Origin of the sequence: Flammeovirga aprica JL-4 (assembly GCF_012844305.1) — a bacterium.
Lineage (GTDB): Bacteria > Bacteroidota > Bacteroidia > Cytophagales > Flammeovirgaceae > Flammeovirga > Flammeovirga aprica.
Genome location: NZ_JABANE010000077.1, coordinates 13,706 through 32,793, shown reverse-complemented (window position 1 = coordinate 32,793; position 19,088 = coordinate 13,706). Strand labels below are relative to the sequence as shown.

9 protein-coding genes are annotated in these 19,088 nt (G+C 34.5%); all 9 read left to right on the top strand.

Annotated elements, in window-relative coordinates:
• The first annotated feature begins 290 nt into the window (after positions 1-290).
• The 9 genes from HHU12_RS23120 to HHU12_RS23075 all read left to right on the top strand — a co-directional run bounded on the left by HHU12_RS23120 (position 291) and on the right by HHU12_RS23075 (position 19,077).
• Positions 291-1,244 (top strand): EF-hand domain-containing protein, encoded by a 954-nt coding sequence (locus tag HHU12_RS23120; protein WP_169659114.1) that lies wholly within the window; start codon positions 291-293, stop codon positions 1,242-1,244.
• Between the two features lie 191 nt (positions 1,245-1,435).
• On the top strand, positions 1,436-2,299 hold the full coding sequence (locus tag HHU12_RS23115; RefSeq protein WP_169659113.1) for an ABC transporter ATP-binding protein: 864 nt from the start codon (positions 1,436-1,438) through the stop codon (positions 2,297-2,299).
• Positions 2,289-3,047, top strand: coding sequence for a hypothetical protein (locus HHU12_RS23110; RefSeq protein ID WP_169659112.1), 759 nt, complete (start codon positions 2,289-2,291; stop codon positions 3,045-3,047). The genes HHU12_RS23115 and HHU12_RS23110 overlap by 11 nt, the downstream gene beginning before the upstream one ends.
• A gap of 40 nt (positions 3,048-3,087) precedes the next feature.
• Positions 3,088-3,411 (top strand): GntR family transcriptional regulator, encoded by a 324-nt coding sequence (locus tag HHU12_RS23105; RefSeq protein WP_240971084.1) that lies wholly within the window; start codon positions 3,088-3,090, stop codon positions 3,409-3,411.
• Between the two features lie 403 nt (positions 3,412-3,814).
• Positions 3,815-4,321 carry a TlpA family protein disulfide reductase gene (locus tag HHU12_RS23095; protein ID WP_169659109.1) on the top strand — a complete coding sequence of 169 codons (507 nt, stop codon included), beginning with the start codon at positions 3,815-3,817 and terminating at the stop codon, positions 4,319-4,321.
• 374 nt (positions 4,322-4,695) lie between these two features.
• Entirely contained in the window at positions 4,696-10,923 is a 6,228-nt protein-coding gene (locus HHU12_RS35850) for a DUF2341 domain-containing protein (RefSeq protein WP_169659108.1), read from the top strand.
• 15 nt (positions 10,924-10,938) lie between these two features.
• Entirely contained in the window at positions 10,939-12,360 is a 1,422-nt protein-coding gene (locus tag HHU12_RS23085; protein ID WP_169659107.1) for a PorP/SprF family type IX secretion system membrane protein, read from the top strand.
• Between the two features lies 1 nt (position 12,361).
• On the top strand, positions 12,362-14,131 hold the full coding sequence (locus HHU12_RS23080; RefSeq protein WP_169659106.1) for a hypothetical protein: 1,770 nt from the start codon (positions 12,362-12,364) through the stop codon (positions 14,129-14,131).
• Positions 14,132-14,133: 2 nt separating this feature from the next.
• Positions 14,134-19,077 (top strand): hypothetical protein, encoded by a 4,944-nt coding sequence (locus HHU12_RS23075; protein WP_169659105.1) that lies wholly within the window; start codon positions 14,134-14,136, stop codon positions 19,075-19,077.
• Positions 19,078-19,088: the final 11 nt, after the last annotated feature.

Sequence of the window (19,088 nt, the reverse complement as noted above, 5' to 3'; positions counted from 1 at the left end):
GGAAAATCACAGAAAAAAGACCGACTAAGTGACCGACAAACAATGACGTATTTATTTTTGAAATTTTCTTGTCATTAAGAAATTAAAATTCTTTGGAGTAAGAATGAAGACTTTAGTAATAAGTGTAAAGTGTTGGTAGGTAGTGTTTTATTGAGTTGTAGGTGTAGGTATGAAGTAGAAAAAAAAGTGAAAGAATGACTCCAAAGTAAAATTATGAAGTAGCTGAAAATTTAATATCCCCATTGCAACCTACTTATTTCGGGTATCTCAAAACTTAAAAATGAAGTGAAATGAAAACAGTTAATTCTATTCTACTACTACTATTTTCAATGTTGATGGCAGGGTGCCATACGGACCACCAGGAAGAAATTGCGCAGACGGCCTCTAACTATAGAGTAAGTTGTCCGCCATCGCACCCGTATGTGGCATGTGACCAATGTTGGGAGAATCAAGCTCAAGCTGAATCAGCAGGGTGTACAGATACAGGTTCGTCAGAAGAAACAACTGTGCCTAATGAAGGTGAAACAACAGCATCAAATAACTGTCCTTCTTCACATCCTTATGAAGCATGTGGTCAGTGCTGGGCAGATCAAGTGCAAGCTTTTAGTGCTGGATGTACAGAAGAGCCTCAAGAAGGTGGTGAAGACACAGGTTCTGGAAATGAAGGAAGCGGTAATCTTAATCCTAACAACACCACTTGTGTAACTCCTGTAGGAAACGGCAACGATGGTTGTTTGAACTCTGACGGTTACTTTGTTTCTCGTGATGGAGTAGTTAGTGATCCTGAAAATGCTCGTTTGGCAATTATTGATATCGAGATCAATCTTGGAATTGATATTGACGATCAGTTTATTGAAATGTGCGGTTACCAAGGTACAGTACCGTCTATCAACCCTACAATTACGGCCGCAGATGCTAAAGTGTACTTCAAAGCATTAATCGGTGAGGAAAAAGCACAATGGTTAATCGAAGACCTTGACACAAACGGCGATGGTATTCTAACAAGAAACGAGGCTAGTCAAGCCAAAGGTTCTGACCCAAGACAAGTTTTAAGAACTGGATTTGGACAAGAGAATGGTTTAGCAACAGACGACATTTTAGCTTACATCGGTTTATACCTTGGTGATGGTGCTATCGATAAGTACGCCGGTGATTTACTTCCTGAAGTACAGGAAAACTTAGCCAAATTCACTAGAACTTGGCAACCAGAAGTAATGAATTCAAATGGACGATATAAAAACTAACTAGAATAACACGGTCATAAGGTCATATAATGTAAAGAGGATTTGACCTTAACGTAAAATCACAATCTATCATTATTTCCCCAATTGTTCTGCAGTTGGGGAATTTTTTTTTGCCCAAAATTTGGATATATCATATTAATGTTCTAATGTTGTAGTGTAATAGTTAATTAGTACACTAAATAATTAATGAAATGATCAGTATTAACAACCTTACTTTCGGGTATTCAAGAAGGAAAATTTTATACGATAACCTTGATTTAGAGTTACAGGAAGGGAATATATATGGTTTATTAGGAGAGAATGGAGCAGGTAAGTCAACGCTATTGATGTTGATTGCAGGATTAAAAAGACCACATCATGGTACAGTAGATGTTGGAGGGCATTACGCTGCAGATGCATCACCGGAGTTTTTAAGAGAGGTCTTTTTTATTCCAGAGGAAATGACTTTCCCTAATATCTCAATTGAAAGTTATGTAGGTGTGATCGAACCTTTTTATCCGAAGTTTGACGTTACGGCATTTTTCGAAATGATTTCAGAATTTGGTTTAACACCAGATATGACACTTCACAATATGTCATACGGACAAAAGAAAAAGGCTTTAATTTCATTGGGATTAGCAAGTAATACACGTTTGCTTTTAATGGATGAACCTACTAACGGTTTAGATATTCCTTCTAAAAGTCAGTTTAGAAAATTAGTAGCCAAATATATGTCAGATGATAGAGTTTTTCTTATTTCTACTCACCAAGTAAGGGACTTAGAAAGCTTGATTGATCCGATTGTGATTGTAGACAGTGGCAAAGTAGTTTTTAATGAAACATTAGATAGTATTACAGAGCAATTACTTTTTACTACAGCAGATAAAGTAGAAGAGGAAGATGTGATTTATTTGGAAAAAGGAATTGCAGATGACAAGGTAGTAGCTAAAAATACGTTAGGGGATATCAGTAGAGTAAATCTCGAATTACTATTCAATGCTGTATTAAGCGAGAAAAATAAAATGGCAGACACATTATCAACTTCATTAAAAACTAAAAATCACCATGGAATCTAAATTTAACGTCAGAAGAATTACAAACCTTTTAAGATATGAATTGGTTTTATCAAAACAGCCATTGTTAATTGGAATATTAGGTGTAGCAGCATTTATTTTAGCCATCAGTGCAATGGCAAGTAGTGTAGAACCAAGAGGTTTGGTAAGAGCAGATACAATGAAGACAATATATATATTAATGATGTCTTTTGGAGCTGCTATCATTACAAGTTTTTCTTTTCACAGAATATCTACGAAAGGAGGTGCAATGAACTATCTGTCATTACCTGCATCTCGCGAAGAAAAGTTTTTAGTGATCTTTTTAAGTACATCTTTTATATATCCGTTAGTAGTAACATTAATATTCCTTAAAGTACAAGCAATAGCAAAATTAGGATGGATGATGACTGGAGGGGAGTTCCAACTCTATAACCCACTTATTATCAATGATTACGAAACGTTGAAATATGTAACACTTGCTTATTTTTCTATGCATGCTTACTATTTCCTAGGTTCAATTTTATTTAAAAAGTACTCATTCCTAAAGTCTACGGTGGCCTTTTTTGTATTGACATTTGTGATTTGGTTAGTAGGAGTAATTGTTTTCTTCTTAGTTGTAGGAACAATAGAGGCTCAGAATTTTAGTTTCCAATTCAATGATGAAATCATACTTGAAAAACTAGGTTTTATAGGTCAGTCAGTCATAGTGCTTATTTTCTTAGGACTTTGGGCGTTGTCGTTTTTGAAATTTAAAAAGAAGGAGGTGTAATATGGAATTTACCAGTAATAAGGCTATCTATTTACAAATAATGGATCTCATTTGCGAAAAGGTATTGAAAGGTACTTGGGGAGAAGGAGAGAAAATTCCTTCGGTAAGACAGCTGGCTGTGGAACTGGAAGTAAATCCAAACACAGTGGCAAGGTCTTACTCCTCACTCCAAGACGATGGAATTATCTTCAACAAAAGAGGAATTGGCTACTTTATCTCAGAAGAAGCATCTAAAATGGTGCAGAATGTAGAAAAATCAGCTTTTATGAAAGACGATGTCCCTGCATTCTTCAAGAAGATCCAGCTCTTAGGGGTCTCTTGGAAAGAACTATCAGATTTATATCAACAATACGAACAGCAATAAGTTTTCTACTAGTGTCAAATAAAAGAAAACATTGTGTCAGATTAATTTAAGTGTCAAATTAAAAACTAACTCACTATCAAAGGCCTGCTCATACTATAAATGAGTAGGCCCATCAAAAAAATATCAAAGTCAAATTAATACATTTATAGCTAACTAATTTAATAGTAAATATGATCAATGGAATGTTAATCACACAGGTTGTGATAGCCTTTTATAGCTTACTTTTATGCTGTATTATCTATATGGCAGTAACAAAAAAAGAGGTTAAAGTAACGAAAACTCGAAAGGTAGTAACGATCTCAACAGCCATAGTACTAGGTGTAGTGATGGGTGCTTTAAGCTCACTCCCACTTTATTTCTTAATCATCGCACCTTTATTTTTCAGCCTCTAATTCAAAAGCAAATGAAACTATTCAAACTCTTTTTAATCACATTTTCAGTAGCAACATTAGTAGTTGGAACTGGGTTTACATATTTTATTTATGATCATTTTAAAATAAATGATTTCGAACTCGATCAGCTGACCGTTCTAGATAAAAATGGGGAGAAAAAAACAATTGGTGAAATTCGAAATGGGAAAGCAATTCTCCTCAACCTCTCAGCAGCTGGGTGTACAGGATGTGAAATTGAAAAGCCTGCTTTGGTCAAGCTCTACAACAAATCACTAGAGTTAGATGATTTTATGGTTCTTTCTATTTCGAACTCAGACCTAAAGCACCAAAAGAAATTTTTAGATAAAAAAGGGCATATATTAGAGTACGCTCAACTGTTGGATTCTGCAAAATTAGGGAAACATCCAGTGCCTATTTCCTTGTTTTTCAATGCAAAAGGAGAACGTGTGAAACAAATATCTATCGGTAATAATTGGGACTCAGAAGAAGTATTAGCCTATTTTATCGAAAACAAATAACAGTAACAGAAGTTATTATCTATGAAGCATAAAAATTAAATTAAGCAATATATTGACACCTCACAGATGATGTTTGTGGGGTGTTTTTTTTAGGAAGGTATAGTATTGATTTAATATTACTTAAGAGTTAAATGTTAATATTTTTTTGGATTGATTTTATTTTTAAATGTATTATTAAACTTTAATACTAGGTTTGAAAATTTTTTCTTCAAAAGAAAGTTAATAACAAAGTTTATATTTGTTTTGTTATGAAAAATTTTCATTCCCAAATAGGATTGTCTTATTGTTAACTTAGGTTAATGAGTGGTAATGGGTAGTAAAATTAACATTTCATGTTCTAGTTTTGCACCAATATAAAATTGCAAACTAAAATAATGAGAAGCTTAATTGTACTTTTGCTATTCTCTGTAAATCTATTTGGGCAAACTTGTTTTACAAACTATACTAATTTACAGAAAATAGAGATAAAAAATGCTGGAACAATTATTAATGATTACCAATTAAAAATCACTATTAATTCTGAAGAGTTAATCTCTCAAGATATGATGAGTAGTGATGGTAGTGATATACGTTTCAAAGATCAATATGGAAATATACTTTCTTATTGGATTGAAGATGGCTCAATTAATACGAACCAAACAAATATTTGGTTAAGAGTCCCCAAAATAGAAAATGGAAGTAATCCAATCTATTTTTATTATGGAAACCCACATGCTGTTGCTCAGTCTAGTGGTGAAAACACCTTTCTTTATTTTGATGATTTTAATTTATCCTTTCTAAATCAAGAAAAATGGGATACCTCTTGTGCTACGTCTGATGCTAACTTCCACTTTAATAATGGTAAAATAGTAATAGAGGGAGGTAGTGATAATCAACCTTCAAATTTATCTATTTTACAATCAAAACAGAGTGTCAACATCCCATGTACACTTGAAGCCAAAGTAGATGGAATATCCTTGACGGGAGAAAGTGTGTTTGGTTTTAAATCAAAATATCAGGAAGGGCTTGTAATTGGAGCTAATGCAGAAACAAGCTCTGGTTTTATCAAGAGATATACAGATGATGAGTGTTTAACTGAAGATATTAATTCCTCAGGCCGATCTGTAGTTGGGGATAATGTTTGGAAATTGACTTTTGATGGAAGGCAAGCTTCCGGAAATATTGGGGAATCATTACTTTCTAATTTGTCTTCTACTTCTACTATCTCTTCTTCTTCAATTCTTCTTGGTTCTACAAAAGGTAATGCAAAAGTGATTGTAGACTATATTTTTGCAAGAAGTGAAGAAGTTGAAGGTATTACTATAGTTTATAATCAAGCTAAAAGCTTAGTTTCAGAAATAGTTGGGAATTTAGAATATTGTCAAGGACAAAATATTCAAGTGTCTGTTCCACAAATTGATGGAGCATCATACCAATGGAAATTTAATTCAAACATAATAGTTGGAAACTCAAATCAGTTGAACATTGCAAACTGTAATTTGAATCATGCTGGAAACTATAGTTTGGAAATAACTTTGGAGGATAATTGTATAATTACTAAAGATATATCATTAAGTGTTAGTTCTTTAACAGATAGCGGTGTATTGACAGGCAGTAATAGTATTTGTAGTGTTGATATGACCAAATATCAATTAGAGCTTAATAATTATGTAGGTGAAATTAAATATTGGGAATATTCAGAAACAGGGGATGCTCCTTGGATAAAAATAGATAATCAGTCTGCAATACAAGAATACAAAGGATTAAAGAAAACTCAGTACTTCAGAGTCTTCGTGGAAAGTAATAGCTGTGAAGGTAGTTATTCTAATATTCAAACTGTAGAGGTATCACCTATTGCTATTGGTGGTGATATTTTGGAAGTTTCAAGTCAGTGTCCAGATGAAAATTCAGGAACTTTAAACCTAATCAATTATCAAGGGGATATTTTAAGATGGGAGAAATCTTTAGATAATATTACTTTTTCACCTATACCGAATGTTACCAATACATTATCATTTACAGATTTGCAAAAGTCAACATATTACAGAGTTGTAGTTGAGAATGGAGCTTGTGGGAGTGTATATTCTTCTGTAAGAGAAGTGAATGTAGAAAGTAGTCCAATTACTGAATTTGATGCAACAGAAGTTTGTGAAGGCGATCCAACAGTTTTTACCCCAGATCTAATTTCAAATGATTACACTTATCAGTGGGATTTTGGCAATGGAGCTTTTTCGTCTTTAAACAAGCCTATTCATTTATATGCTAAAGCAGGACTATACAAAGTACAATTAACATTAACTTCGAAAAATGGATGTTCTTATAGCACTGTGCAAGATGTAATTGTAAAAACAGTACCAAAAGTTTCATTCAATGTAGGAGAAGTATGCGTAAATGAAAGTACAAATTTCTCTAACACTACTTTTTATGATGGTACATCAACACTTAGCTATTCGTGGGACTTTGGTGATGGTCAGACTTCAATAGAGGAAAACCCCTCACATACTTACTCTACACCTGGAGTTTACCAAGTAAGCGTGTCAGTTACAACAGATGATGGATGCTCAGCAGTAGTTACAAAAAATGTTGAATCTTTTCCAGTGCCTGAAATTGATTTTATTGTAGAAAATAGCTGTTTTGGAACACCTCTAATTATTAAAAATCTATCATCTGTTCAAGATGGTACCGTATCGTATAAATGGTATCTTAATGATGCTCTAGGTTCTGTTTCCACTTCTTTTGACCCTGTTTTTAATACCATTCCTTCAGGAGAATATGAAATTGTGTTAGAAGCAACATCGACTAAAGGTTGTGTGAAGACAATGAAGAAGCTGATTAATGTCTATCCACTTCCTACTGCTGATTTTGTAAATACAGAAGTTTGTATAGGTAGTGTAACTTCATTTACAAATCAGAGCAGTATTGATCAGAATATTTTTACGACATCTCTCCATTATTCATGGGATTTTGGAGATGGCTCAGTCTCAATAGAGGAGAATCCAACACATAAGTATGAGGCTTCTGGTTTGTATAAAGCAAAGCTCCAAATCACATCAACAGAAGGGTGTGTAGATGTTTTCGAAAAATATGTAAGAGTATGGGATACTCCTGTGTCAGCTTTTAAGCAGGAAAATGTATGCTTAGGAAATCCGATGCTTTTTACAAATCAGTCAAATACAAGTTCAGGAAAACTGACTTACCTATGGGATTTTGGAGATACTAATACAAGTACTTCTTTAAACCCAACACATAACTATGCGGCATCTGGGAAATATACTGTGATTTTGGAAGTTACAAATAGTAGCGGTTGTAAAGATTCTTATCAGCAAGAAGTAATAGTTAATGATCAACCTGTATCAGATTTTACATTTTCAAACGTATGTATTGGAAGTGAAATAGAATTTATTAATGAAAGTTTCGCTTTAGTAAGTGGTGTCAAAACAGATACCCCCTCTTCATTTAGTTATGAATGGAATTTTGGAGATGGAACAATTTCCAGAGAAAAAGATCCTCACCATCTTTATAAAAAATCTGGTTCATATACAGTGGAATTAATAATTAAAAGTGATGAAGGCTGTGAGTCATCTTCTAAAAAGGTAGTTAATATTTATCCAGAGCCAACAGTTGATTTTACTTTCACAGAATCATGCTATGGTGTAGCAACTCAATTTTATAATAATTCTGCTATTCAATCAGGTACGCTTACATATTCATGGGATTTCGGAGATGGCGTGACATCATCTGATAAGAACCCGATTCATACTTACTTATCACCTGGTAATTATGATGTGAAATTAGTAGTACAATCAGAATTCGGATGTGAAAAAGAGCTGTTCAAAGAAGTAACTGTAAATCCATTGCCAGTTTTAGATTTTATTGCACAACCTGTTTGTGATGGTCAGGAGATGGTATTTGAAAACTTGTCAACTATTTCTAATGAGGGAGAAATAACAAGCTATCAATGGAATTTTGGCGATGGAACGAATTCTATTGACTCAGCACCACGAAAATTATATACAAAAGCGGGGAAATACACGGTTACCTTAAAAGCAACATCTGATCAAGGGTGTTTCGAAGTTTTTTCAAAAGAAGTGGTAGTGAAGGAAATACCTGTGCCTGATTTTGAAGTTAAAAATGTCTGTTTTGGAGAAGCACATCAATTTACGAATACATCATGGAACATAGAAGGTACAGCAACGTATTTATGGGATTTTGGCGATGGAAAAACTTCTACAGAAGAAAATCCATCAAATACATATGTAGGTACGGGGTCTTATGAAGTAAGTCTAACAGTTACATCAGAAGGAGGCTGTACTACTGTTCAAAGAAAAATGATTGAATCTTATCCAATACCTGTCATTGATTTTACAGTTGTAAATAGTTGCGTTGGTGCTTCATTGATAATTAAGAACCTTTCAAAAGTAAAGGATGAAACGATCTCTTATAAGTGGTATCTTAATGATGCATTGAATTCAACATCGACTTCTTTTGATCCAAGTTTTAATGATGTACCATCTGGGGAGTATAAAGTTACATTGGAAGCAGTATCTAGTTATGGATGTACTGAGAAATTAACAAAAACCATTCAAATTTACCCTAAACCTATTGTTGAGTTTACAAACTCAGAAGTATGTATTGGTAACCCTACTTTATTCACAAATCAAAGCAGTATAGATCAGAGTATATTTACAACCACTCTTAACTATTCATGGGACTTTGGAGATGGATCAGTATCGTCTTTGGAAAACCCAGTACATGAATATGAAGCTTCAGGATTATATCAAGTAAAATTACAAGTGACTTCTGCAGAGGGGTGTGTCTCTTCTTTTGAAAAATATGTTAGAGTTTGGGATACTCCAGTAGCCGCTTTTACACAAGAGAATGTTTGTTTTGGTCAGACAATGATCTTTACAAATCAATCAAATACAAGTTCAGGTCAACTATCATATGTATGGGATTTTGGGGACGGAAGTTCAAGTACTTCTTTGAACCCTACTCATCAATACTCATCAACGGGTAGGTATACTGTGAGCTTAGAGGTTACGAATTCGAGTGATTGTAAAGATATTTATCAACAAGAAGTAGTAGTTAATGATCAACCTGTTTCTAGTTTTTCGTTTACGAATATTTGCATAGGAAATAAAATGGCGTTTATCAATGAAAGCTATGCAGAGATCAACGGAGAGAAAATCTATACACCATCATCATTTAGTTATGAATGGGATTTTGGAGATGGTACAACATCATTAGAAAAGGATCCTCAACACCTATACACTGAGTCAGGTGCTTATACCGTAAAATTGATTACAAAGAACAATGAAGGGTGTGAATTGTCGTCTCAATATGTTGTGAATGTCTACCCAGAACCTAAGGTTGATTTCACTTTTACGCAACCTTGTTTTGGAGAGGCAACTCAATTTTCAAATAATTCTACCATACAAACTGGTGTGATGTCTTATTTATGGGATTTTGGAGATGGAATTACATCTACAGACTTAAGTCCAAATCATATTTATAGTTCACCAGGAGCATATACTGTAAAATTAGTTGTTCAGTCTGAATATGGATGTGTAGCCGAGGTAGACCGAGAAGTGAATGTGAATCCATTACCTGTATTAGACTTTACTGCACTTCCAGTGTGTGATGGGCAGGAAATGATATTTGAGAACCAATCAAGTATCTCAAAAGATGGAAAAATAATAACTTATCAATGGAACTTTGGCGATGGTACCAATTCAATTGACGTGTCACCGCGTAAAACTTATTTAAATACTGGTAAGTACACCGTAGTATTAAAAGCGACATCTGATCAAGGTTGTGTAGAGGTATTTAGTAAGGTTGTTGAAGTAAAAGAGGTTCCAGTACCAGATTTTGACGTTGTAAATGTATGCTTTGGTGAAGCGCATCAATTCAATAACATTTCGTGGAACATTGATGGTACTGCGGCTTATCTATGGGATTTTGGAGATGGTAAGACTTCTACGTTAAAATCACCTGAACATGCTTATGACATTCCGGGAGAATATAGTGTACAATTGAAAGTAATAGCAAATGAAGGGTGTTTCGATATTATTGAAAAACCTGTAATTACCTATGGTTTACCAAAAGTGATTATTAGTGATGAAATAGAAATTAGTCAAGGTTTCTCTACACAACTAACGGCTACAGGAGGTGTAAACTATTTATGGTCTCCTGCCACAGGATTGAATAATGCTAATATTTCAAACCCTGAAGCATCACCTAAAGAGACAACAACTTATAAGGTAAGAGTGACTGACAAATATGGATGCATAACAGAAGATGAGGTGACAGTATATGTCAAAGATGATTTCCGTTTATTTCCTATGAATGTTGTCACACCTGATGGAAATGGGAAAAATGATACATGGATTGTTGAAAACATTGAAAGATACCCTGAAGCAAAGGTCCAAATATTTAATCGATTAGGTGAAAATATATATACAACAACCAATTACAAAAATGATTGGGGAGCGGTTCAAGGTACTGATATCTTACCAGATGGTTCATATTACTATATAATTACTTCTGAAAATTTCCCCAAAGTGTACAAGGGAGCTATTACAGTATTGAGAAACTCAAATAATTATAGCTCTCCACAATTTTAATAAGCATTCTATTCAATGAAAAAGTATTTAATTATTATTATAATATGTGCTTTAGTGGATCTAATTCCTGTGAAACTACATGCACAGCAGGTTGATACCTATACTCATGTCTATGATAACCTTTACTTACTGAATCCTGCAGGAGCGGGTGTTCAGAAAAAAATGAAAGCTGAAGGTGTTTATAAACGACAATGGTTAGGGTTACCTAATGGACCGGAAGATATAACGTTTAACATTGATGGTTATCTTTCAAATGAAAAAATTGGTTTGGGCGTTAATCTATATAATAGCGTAACAAATATTTTAAAGAAAACAGGAGTAGAACTAACTTATGCATATCATATTCCAATTAATTTAGACCATAATTTATCATTTGGTCTTTCACTCGGAGCAAAAAGTTTTTCTATTGATTTTTCGGAAATAAAAGCACAAGATTATTCTGACCCTACACTTTTATCTCATAATCAATCAAGGACTAATATTGATGGAAGCTTTGGTATTCTTTATAACTATAAAAAGAATTTGAATATTGGTTTTACAGCAAAACAATTATTTGGTAATGAGATCCTTTTTGAAGATCAGAAGGAAGAAAAAAGTCTGACTCATCGCTTGGTTCGACACTATTTTGCTCATATTGATTATAGTATGGCTCTTAATGATTTTTGGACAATGAAACCAATGCTGATAGTCTCTTCAACAGAAGGTATGCCCTCTAATATAAGTGCAATTGTTTCTGTTAAATATCAGGATTTTTTGAATTTAGGTGTGACTTATAGAAATCGCTCAGGTTTTGGTTTCTTTTCAAAAGTAATTGTGGATGATCAAATAGGTATCGGTTACGCTTATGAATACCCTACCACAGAGTTATCTGCTGTGAGTTCTGGTAATCATGAAATAGCCTTAAGTTATTTTATATCTAACAAAAAGAGTAAGAAAAGACAAAAAGGGAGAAGGTTAACACAAGAAGATGAAATAATTCTGACAGAGCAAGTAGATCAAGCTTCTCAGGAAGTAGAAAAGGCAAAAGAAGCTCATAAAATAGCTCAGGATAGATTAGTTGAACTTGAGGCAAAGGTTGAGAAACTTCAGGAGCTAAATAGCGAACAAGCAGTAGCACTAGAAGAGGTTAAATCGGAGTATACTGCAGAAGCACCAATAGAAACAATTGGGGTTGATGCGAAATATTATACCGTAATAGGAACTTTTGGTAAGTTGGAATTTGCTAAAGAGTATCAAAAAATCGTGAGACGTGAATTGAAGTTCCTTACAGTAGTTGTAAAAGTTCAAACTCCCTCAAACAAAACATATTTTTTTGTAGCTAGTAAGGAAACAACAAATTGGGGTGAAGCACAGGATGAAGTGAATAGGTTGAATAGAGAAGTTAAAAGCAAATTGATTTCGGGTACTCCGTGGGTGTATTTAAAGGTAAATGAATAGAATGAGACTTTTATACCACAAAAATATTAAGGAACTACTTCTTGTTTTATTGGTTTTTTTATTAAATCCTAAAATTACCTTGGCACAATTAGTACCGACCAACATTAATATAGAGACAGCAGCGGACCAATTAAAAGGATCGCCATTAGACTCTATCACCATAAATGGAGGTGTGAGGGGGAATTTTACAGTATATTCAGCCGATGGAATTGAGCAAAGAAGGGACCCTATAAACTGGCAAATTGGTGCGAACCTTTCTGTGAAAACAAAATTTTTCACTGTTCCTTTTTCAGTGCAACTAAGTCATCAGCAACGAAATTTCACACATCCTTTTCAGCAAGACTTTAATCAATTTGGTTTTAGTCCAACGTATAAAGGGGTCACACTTCATCTAGGCTATAGGAGTATGAATCTTTCAGAATTCAGCTTAGCTGGTACACAATTTTTAGGTGTTGGACTTGAGGTGAAAAAGAAAAATTTCCCTGTTAATTGTTCATTGATGTATGGTCGTATCAATAAAGCATTTGATGGCACTGAAGAACAAGCTCAGAATGTGTCATCAGATCTTGCTGTTTATGACCGTTGGGCTTATGGAGGAAGAGTGCAATGGGGTAATAATGATAATAATTTAGGTGTTTTACTTTTTAAAGCAAAAGATGATATTACATCTATTACGCCTGAGATGGCAGTTCAGCTTGGAGCAAAACCAGCAGAGAATTTAATAACCGAAATACAAGGAAAAAAAACATTCAATAAACGTTTGACACTAGCTTTTGATTATGCATTCAGTGCTTATACTAGAGATATAACCACTGAAGAAATTACGATAGATAACTATTCTTATTTAAATAATTTGGGAGGATTATTTTCTCCAAGAGCTTCTTCTGATTACAATCACGCTTTTGTAGGTGAAGCTTCGTTAGCTTTTGAAAAAATTAGATGGAATGTAAAGTATAGAAACATTGGTCCAAGTTTTAGGACCATGGGGTCTCCATTTCTAGCTAATGATTTAGATGATATAACATTAGGTACTAATTTCACTGTTAAGCAACGGTTTAATTTTGCTTTCAATGGAGGTTTACAACGTAACAATTTAAGGGAAACAAAAGCATCACAATCTGAACGTTGGATTGGAAGTGCAAATGTAGCAGTAAAGGTCTCTGATCGTTCAAATATAAATTTTAACTTTTCAAATTTTTCTACTTCTACACAAAGGGTGGTTTATGCTGAATATAATCCGCAAACAGACATGGATTCTTTATCCTTTCAACAAGTTACTCGTAATGCCAACTTGAGTTCTTCAATAGGATATGGAAAGAAAATACCAAATAATTTAAATATTTCATTGGGGTATCAAAATACATTTGATTCAGATGGCGTAAATGCCACATTTTATAATTTTAATATTAATAATGTTCTTCAATTACCCCTTTCCGGTACTCAAATTACAGTTGGAGGGAATATGAATAGAAATGAGTCCGATCAATTAGTAAGAACATTACTGGGGCCATCACTTTCTGTTTCACAACCTTTTTTCCAGAAAAAATTAAGATCTACAATTACATTTTCTGGACAACAAGCTCATGTAGAAAATATAAAAGAGAGTGAGTTTTTAAATACTAGGTTGGCTTTTTCATACAATCTTTTAAAGCAACACCGATTTTCACTGTCCACATCTTATTTAATGAGAAAAGGGTATGCGGTGAATACGCAGTCTTTTAATGAAATCAGAACAACATTTACATATTCCTATAATATTAAACTAAAGTAACAATGAATAGCTATTCAAAAATCAATAAAATGCTATTACCCTTACTATTTTTAATGTTGTGGAATAGTTTGGAGGGGTGGGCACAACAACAACCTGTCAGAGCACAACTTTTTTTAAATGCTCCTTACAGTTTGTACTTAGAGGATTATTACACTATTAATACATCAGGTATTCAAGCAAACTTGACATTAAAAGATACTTATGAAGAACAGCGTGAAGTTTATTTAAGTTTAAGAATTGAAAGTACTACAGTAAAATTAGAGACACCCTTAGGTTTTGTCCCTCAGACATCTATTATCCTTTATCCTAATACTGTAGAGACTTTAAATGGAGATCAACTCTCAGAGTACTTTCAATTAAGCAATTTAGTAGTTTCTGGTCCTCAAGGAGCAAGAGTAGCTTCATCGGGAAGGTTACCGGAAGGCTTTTATAATTTTTCAATTAAAGTAATTGATAAATTATCAGGGCAAGTACTATCTAATGAAGCTATAGCTTCGGCATGGATGCAGTTAAGCGAACCACCAATGGTAACTTCTCCAATGAATGAGTTACTTATTGATCCTCAAGACCCACAAACTGTACAGTTTTCATGGCAAATGACAGACATGATGCCAATGGGAGCTACCGGTATTGAATACAAAGTATGGTTGTATGAATTGACAGATGAAACGATTAGTAACCCAGCTTTAGCAATTTCAAATAGCAAGGCTTTACCTATTTTCGAATCTGAACCTATAACGCTGAATAATTTTACCTATGATATTTCTATGCCTGATTTAGAAAGAGGTAAGGTATATATTTATCAAATACAAGCTTATGACGTAGGTGGTAGAGCATTATTTAAGAACGCGGGAAAGTCAGTAGTACAGTGGTTCCGTTATGGATATCCTGAAGGAGGAATTATAGAAATTACTAAACCTGAAAATGAAGCCTCTTTGCCTCTAAAAGGTAAAAAGAGTTTTATTTGGTCGGCTACTGATAAAAGAATCGAAAATCAGCCATTTAATTATAAAGTCACAATTGTAGAAGTTAAAGGGGAACAGACAGCCGAGGAAGCGGTACTAAACAATCCTGTGTGGTATTCTAGTCAATTTCCAACTATGCGATCAGTTAATGGACATACTTGGAATTTTGATGAGAAATTGCCGGGAAAAGAAGTGAAATATGCATGGAAGGTAGAGTGTGTTTCAGGGGCACAGTTGGTGGCAGAAAGTGAGCCTCAATTCTTTTATGGACCACCTGTAATGGAGAGTTTCAAAATAGGAGGGCATGAAGTGAAAGTAGTTGAGGTAAAGAATAAAGATACGAACCATTTCTCAGGTACAGGTACACTTAATGTGGGAGAGAATCGTTTTGTAGAAGTTGAATTCAATGATTTATACATGAGAGATCCAGCAGGTATTGGTCGCTGGTTCGTTCAACAGGGAGAAATTTATTATGACATACCTGAAGACAGTTGGATGTCAGAATTTGAATTGTCACCTTCGGAAGAAGAAAGAAATGGAGTTTCTTATTTTAGAGCCGATTCTTTAAAACTGAATCCAAAGGGTTTATATATCAAAGGTAAAATGGATTGGCCCTTTCCACTTGCAAACATTGGAAAGTTTGATGGTTCCATTCAGACTGAAAAAGGATGGTTGATTTTTAATAATTTTTTACCTCAAGGAACGCTTCAATTTTTGACGGAGGAAAATGATCTTGAGTTGTTAGATCCAATGAATTTTGGGTTTAGATTTAGATATCCTTCTGTTGCATCTATTTTAGATAAAGAAAAGTATAAAGTATCACTGTTTGGAGATGTATTATTACCTGATAATTTAGATAGTGAAACGGGAGGAAGAATAAAAGTTCCATTTGCAGGGATAAAGCATCCCTTTTCGTTTGACTTTGTTGGAGAGTTAGAAAAATTCAGAGCTTTAAATGGTAGTGGATTTTGGATAGAGCCAACTTCTATACATATGGACCTATCAGAACAGGGATCACATGGGAAATTTGCAACTGATAAACTTTGGAAAGGTATTTACATCAAAAAATTTAAATTACATGCTTTCCAACGAATTGACCATAAAGATAGATTACGTATTGATGAAAATATTATTGTTGAAAAAGAAGATGATGATCTCACTGATGCTTGGGTAACCGGTACAGGTTTACATCTTAAATGGGAACAGTTTTATAACGACATTATTTATATGCATGGTTTTAAAGGTAATTTAAAACATGCTTCTTTGACTGTAGATAAAGGTCTTTTTAAGGCAGGTGAGGTAAATGGTGAAATTTTGTTACCAATTTTAAGTGAAGAAAAACAGTTTTCATTTACCATGAACTTAAGTGGAAGTGGTTTTAGAAACGGAGCTTTTGATGATCTTGATCAACAAGTTTTCACTATTAATAAAGGCCTTAGAGAAACAGAACTGCATTTAACTGTTCACAAACCTAAATTTTCTGGAGATGATTTTGTCGAAATGAGTCTCGATATTGATTGGCCAGAATTAAGTGCTAAAATTAAAAATGTAGGCAATTTTAGAATCTGGAGTAATTATGCAATTGGTTTTCTAGCTCCTAATGGAACAGGAGCACTCACAAACGTAATTAATACTACATTTGATAGGTATCCTATGTCTATTGAAGGAGTAGGAGTTGGAACAAGTGAAGGGGTTTATGCTATTGGTGTCACTGCGAAAGTAGTAATGGGCGATGATGTAAGTGGTAAAGATGGAGCACCTAGTGTAAATATATACAGTTCTACTCATTCTAAATATGCCCCCAAAGTACTGGGGAATACTGATATAGATTATAGTATTAAATCTCCTGAATTAGTAATAGAGGAGAAGAAATTTGAATATGAAAAGGCCCAAAAAGAATTAGAAAGTAAACTTGCGGAAGCTAAAAAAACAGCATTGGAAGGGATTCCTCAATTACCTGAGATAAGAGGCCAAATTGATGTACTTGGAAGCCTTACTGAAGCACAAGAAGAAGAAAATTTACAACAGGAAAAACTGGGCGGAGTTAGGGCATTATTGAATGATCAGCAAAGAGAAATCTTTGATGAGATTGTCGCTGCTATGGTTGATGAATTGACTAACCCAATAACCAGTAAAATAGATACCGTTGCTGGTCGGTTAGAAAGAAATGTAAATAACAAAATCAACAAATTAGTAAAAAACCAGACTCAAAAGCTAAATGTTCATATAGAATCTGTTGTATCGAAAATCGGAGGTGAGGTGAGTATTGTTGTAGAAAACACATCACCAGTTGATATTAGTACAGATATAGAGGTCATTATAAAAGGAGTTAATAGAGGTATTCAAGCCCATGTTACAAATTCTTTAGTAGATGCAGTACGTGAAAATGTGCAAGATTCTATCACTCATTTAGCAAAAACTGTTTTTGCTCTAAGGGTCAATAATAAAATTAGAAGTCTGTCTCATCAAGTAGCTTTGTCTATACTCAACGGAGCAGTTGATACAAAAGCCTTAGAGGATTCTATTACTCAGGGGGTTCCCAATATGTTGGTGGATATAGGAAATGATGTTTTACAAATGGCATCTCCTCAGAACCTCGGTCGGATGATTGAAGGTTTAGGAAAAGATGCTGTTGGTAATATGTTGGATCCAGATCGATTGTGGAATGAGATTCAAACCCAACTTCTAGTAGTCGTGAAAAAAGAGGGCTTAAATCAACTTAGTAACGTCGCTACTGAATCAATTTCTTCTATTGTTCCTGGTGATTTACAAATGGATGTCCCTTTAAACTTTAGTGGATTTATAGCCTCGGGTGATATTTCTGATGTAGTAAGTTTAGATTCAATGCCTATTCATTTAGAGTCTGCCGCATTATTGTTGACTGGCATGGTTGGATACCGGCCTGATGATGAAACGTATGGGACAGTTTTCATGGGAGATATTACGCTTATCGTTAGAGAGCCAGAAGAGTTTGCTATTAGGGGGGCATATATTAATGGACGTAAAGATGGACAGAGTTATTGGTTTGCTCAATTACAAACTGAAGATCCTGATAAAAAAGTAGGGGCACCTTTAAGTGAAAAAGCAAGTCCTTTAAAGAATCCTATCAAGTTAGGGTTTGTAAATATTGTGGCTGCATCAGGTAGGGTGATGAAGAAAATGGCAATTGGAGATAATGGGTTTCCAGTTCCAGATTTTACCAAAGATATGTCTGCTGCAATACACTTTATTGTACATGATGGCAACTCCTCAGGAGGTTTAATGAAACTTGAGGTGAGAGGTAAATATGATGTGGCAGCCAATGGAGATTACGTCATTGAGTTTGAAGGGGCGGTAGCTATAAAGAGTAGTGGAGGGGAACCTGAACCAAGTGAAAGTGCCTTTGCTTACGGAAGAGTAGAGATCCGCTATAATTCAGCAAAAAAACATTTTTATGGTTTTGCGGAAGCTTCTGTTAAAGGTCCCGTGTGTGCTTATGCAAGTTTACTCGTAGATACACAGCCGGGGAGATGGAGGGTTGCTGTAGGTACATTAGAAAAACCAGTAGTATTTACGCCAGGCTGTGTAGCCTGGGGAGTAAGAGGTTTTGTAGATGTAGATCAGGAAACGGCTGAATTTGGTTTTGGTTTGCAGTACAGTGTTTATGCCTATTATAGTTTTGGTATTGGTATAGCCGATGTAGGTATTGAAATCGATGCGGGGGTTGCAGTAGATGTTTTCGCCAAGATTAGATACAAACCTCATTTTGCTTTGATGAGAGCGGGGGTACAAATAACAGCTTGGGCAAAAATTGGTGTAGCAGTTAAGAAAAAATGGGGATCGACCAGTAGGTTTAACCTTATTGATATAAAAGTACAAGGCTTAGTTTACCTTGAATTTGAACCAGCGCCAACAAAAATGGTTGGTAAAGTAAATGGTCATGTTAGAATTTGTGGCATTGGAGCAGGCTTTAATGCGAACGTTGATATGACTATAAGTTAATTTTTTTAATC

Bases quoted from the DNA above. Each gene is read 5' to 3' on its own strand.
- HHU12_RS23120 (WP_169659114.1), top strand. From the start codon at position 291: ATGAAAACAGTTAATTCTATTCTACTACTACTATTTTCAATGTTGATG.
- HHU12_RS23115 (WP_169659113.1), top strand. From the start codon at position 1,436: ATGATCAGTATTAACAACCTTACTTTCGGGTATTCAAGAAGGAAAATT.
- HHU12_RS23110 (WP_169659112.1), top strand. From the start codon at position 2,289: ATGGAATCTAAATTTAACGTCAGAAGAATTACAAACCTTTTAAGATAT.
- HHU12_RS23105 (WP_240971084.1), top strand. From the start codon at position 3,088: ATGGATCTCATTTGCGAAAAGGTATTGAAAGGTACTTGGGGAGAAGGA.
- HHU12_RS23095 (WP_169659109.1), top strand. From the start codon at position 3,815: ATGAAACTATTCAAACTCTTTTTAATCACATTTTCAGTAGCAACATTA.
- HHU12_RS35850 (WP_169659108.1), top strand. From the start codon at position 4,696: ATGAGAAGCTTAATTGTACTTTTGCTATTCTCTGTAAATCTATTTGGG.
- HHU12_RS23085 (WP_169659107.1), top strand. From the start codon at position 10,939: ATGAAAAAGTATTTAATTATTATTATAATATGTGCTTTAGTGGATCTA.
- HHU12_RS23080 (WP_169659106.1), top strand. From the start codon at position 12,362: ATGAGACTTTTATACCACAAAAATATTAAGGAACTACTTCTTGTTTTA.
- HHU12_RS23075 (WP_169659105.1), top strand. From the start codon at position 14,134: ATGAATAGCTATTCAAAAATCAATAAAATGCTATTACCCTTACTATTT.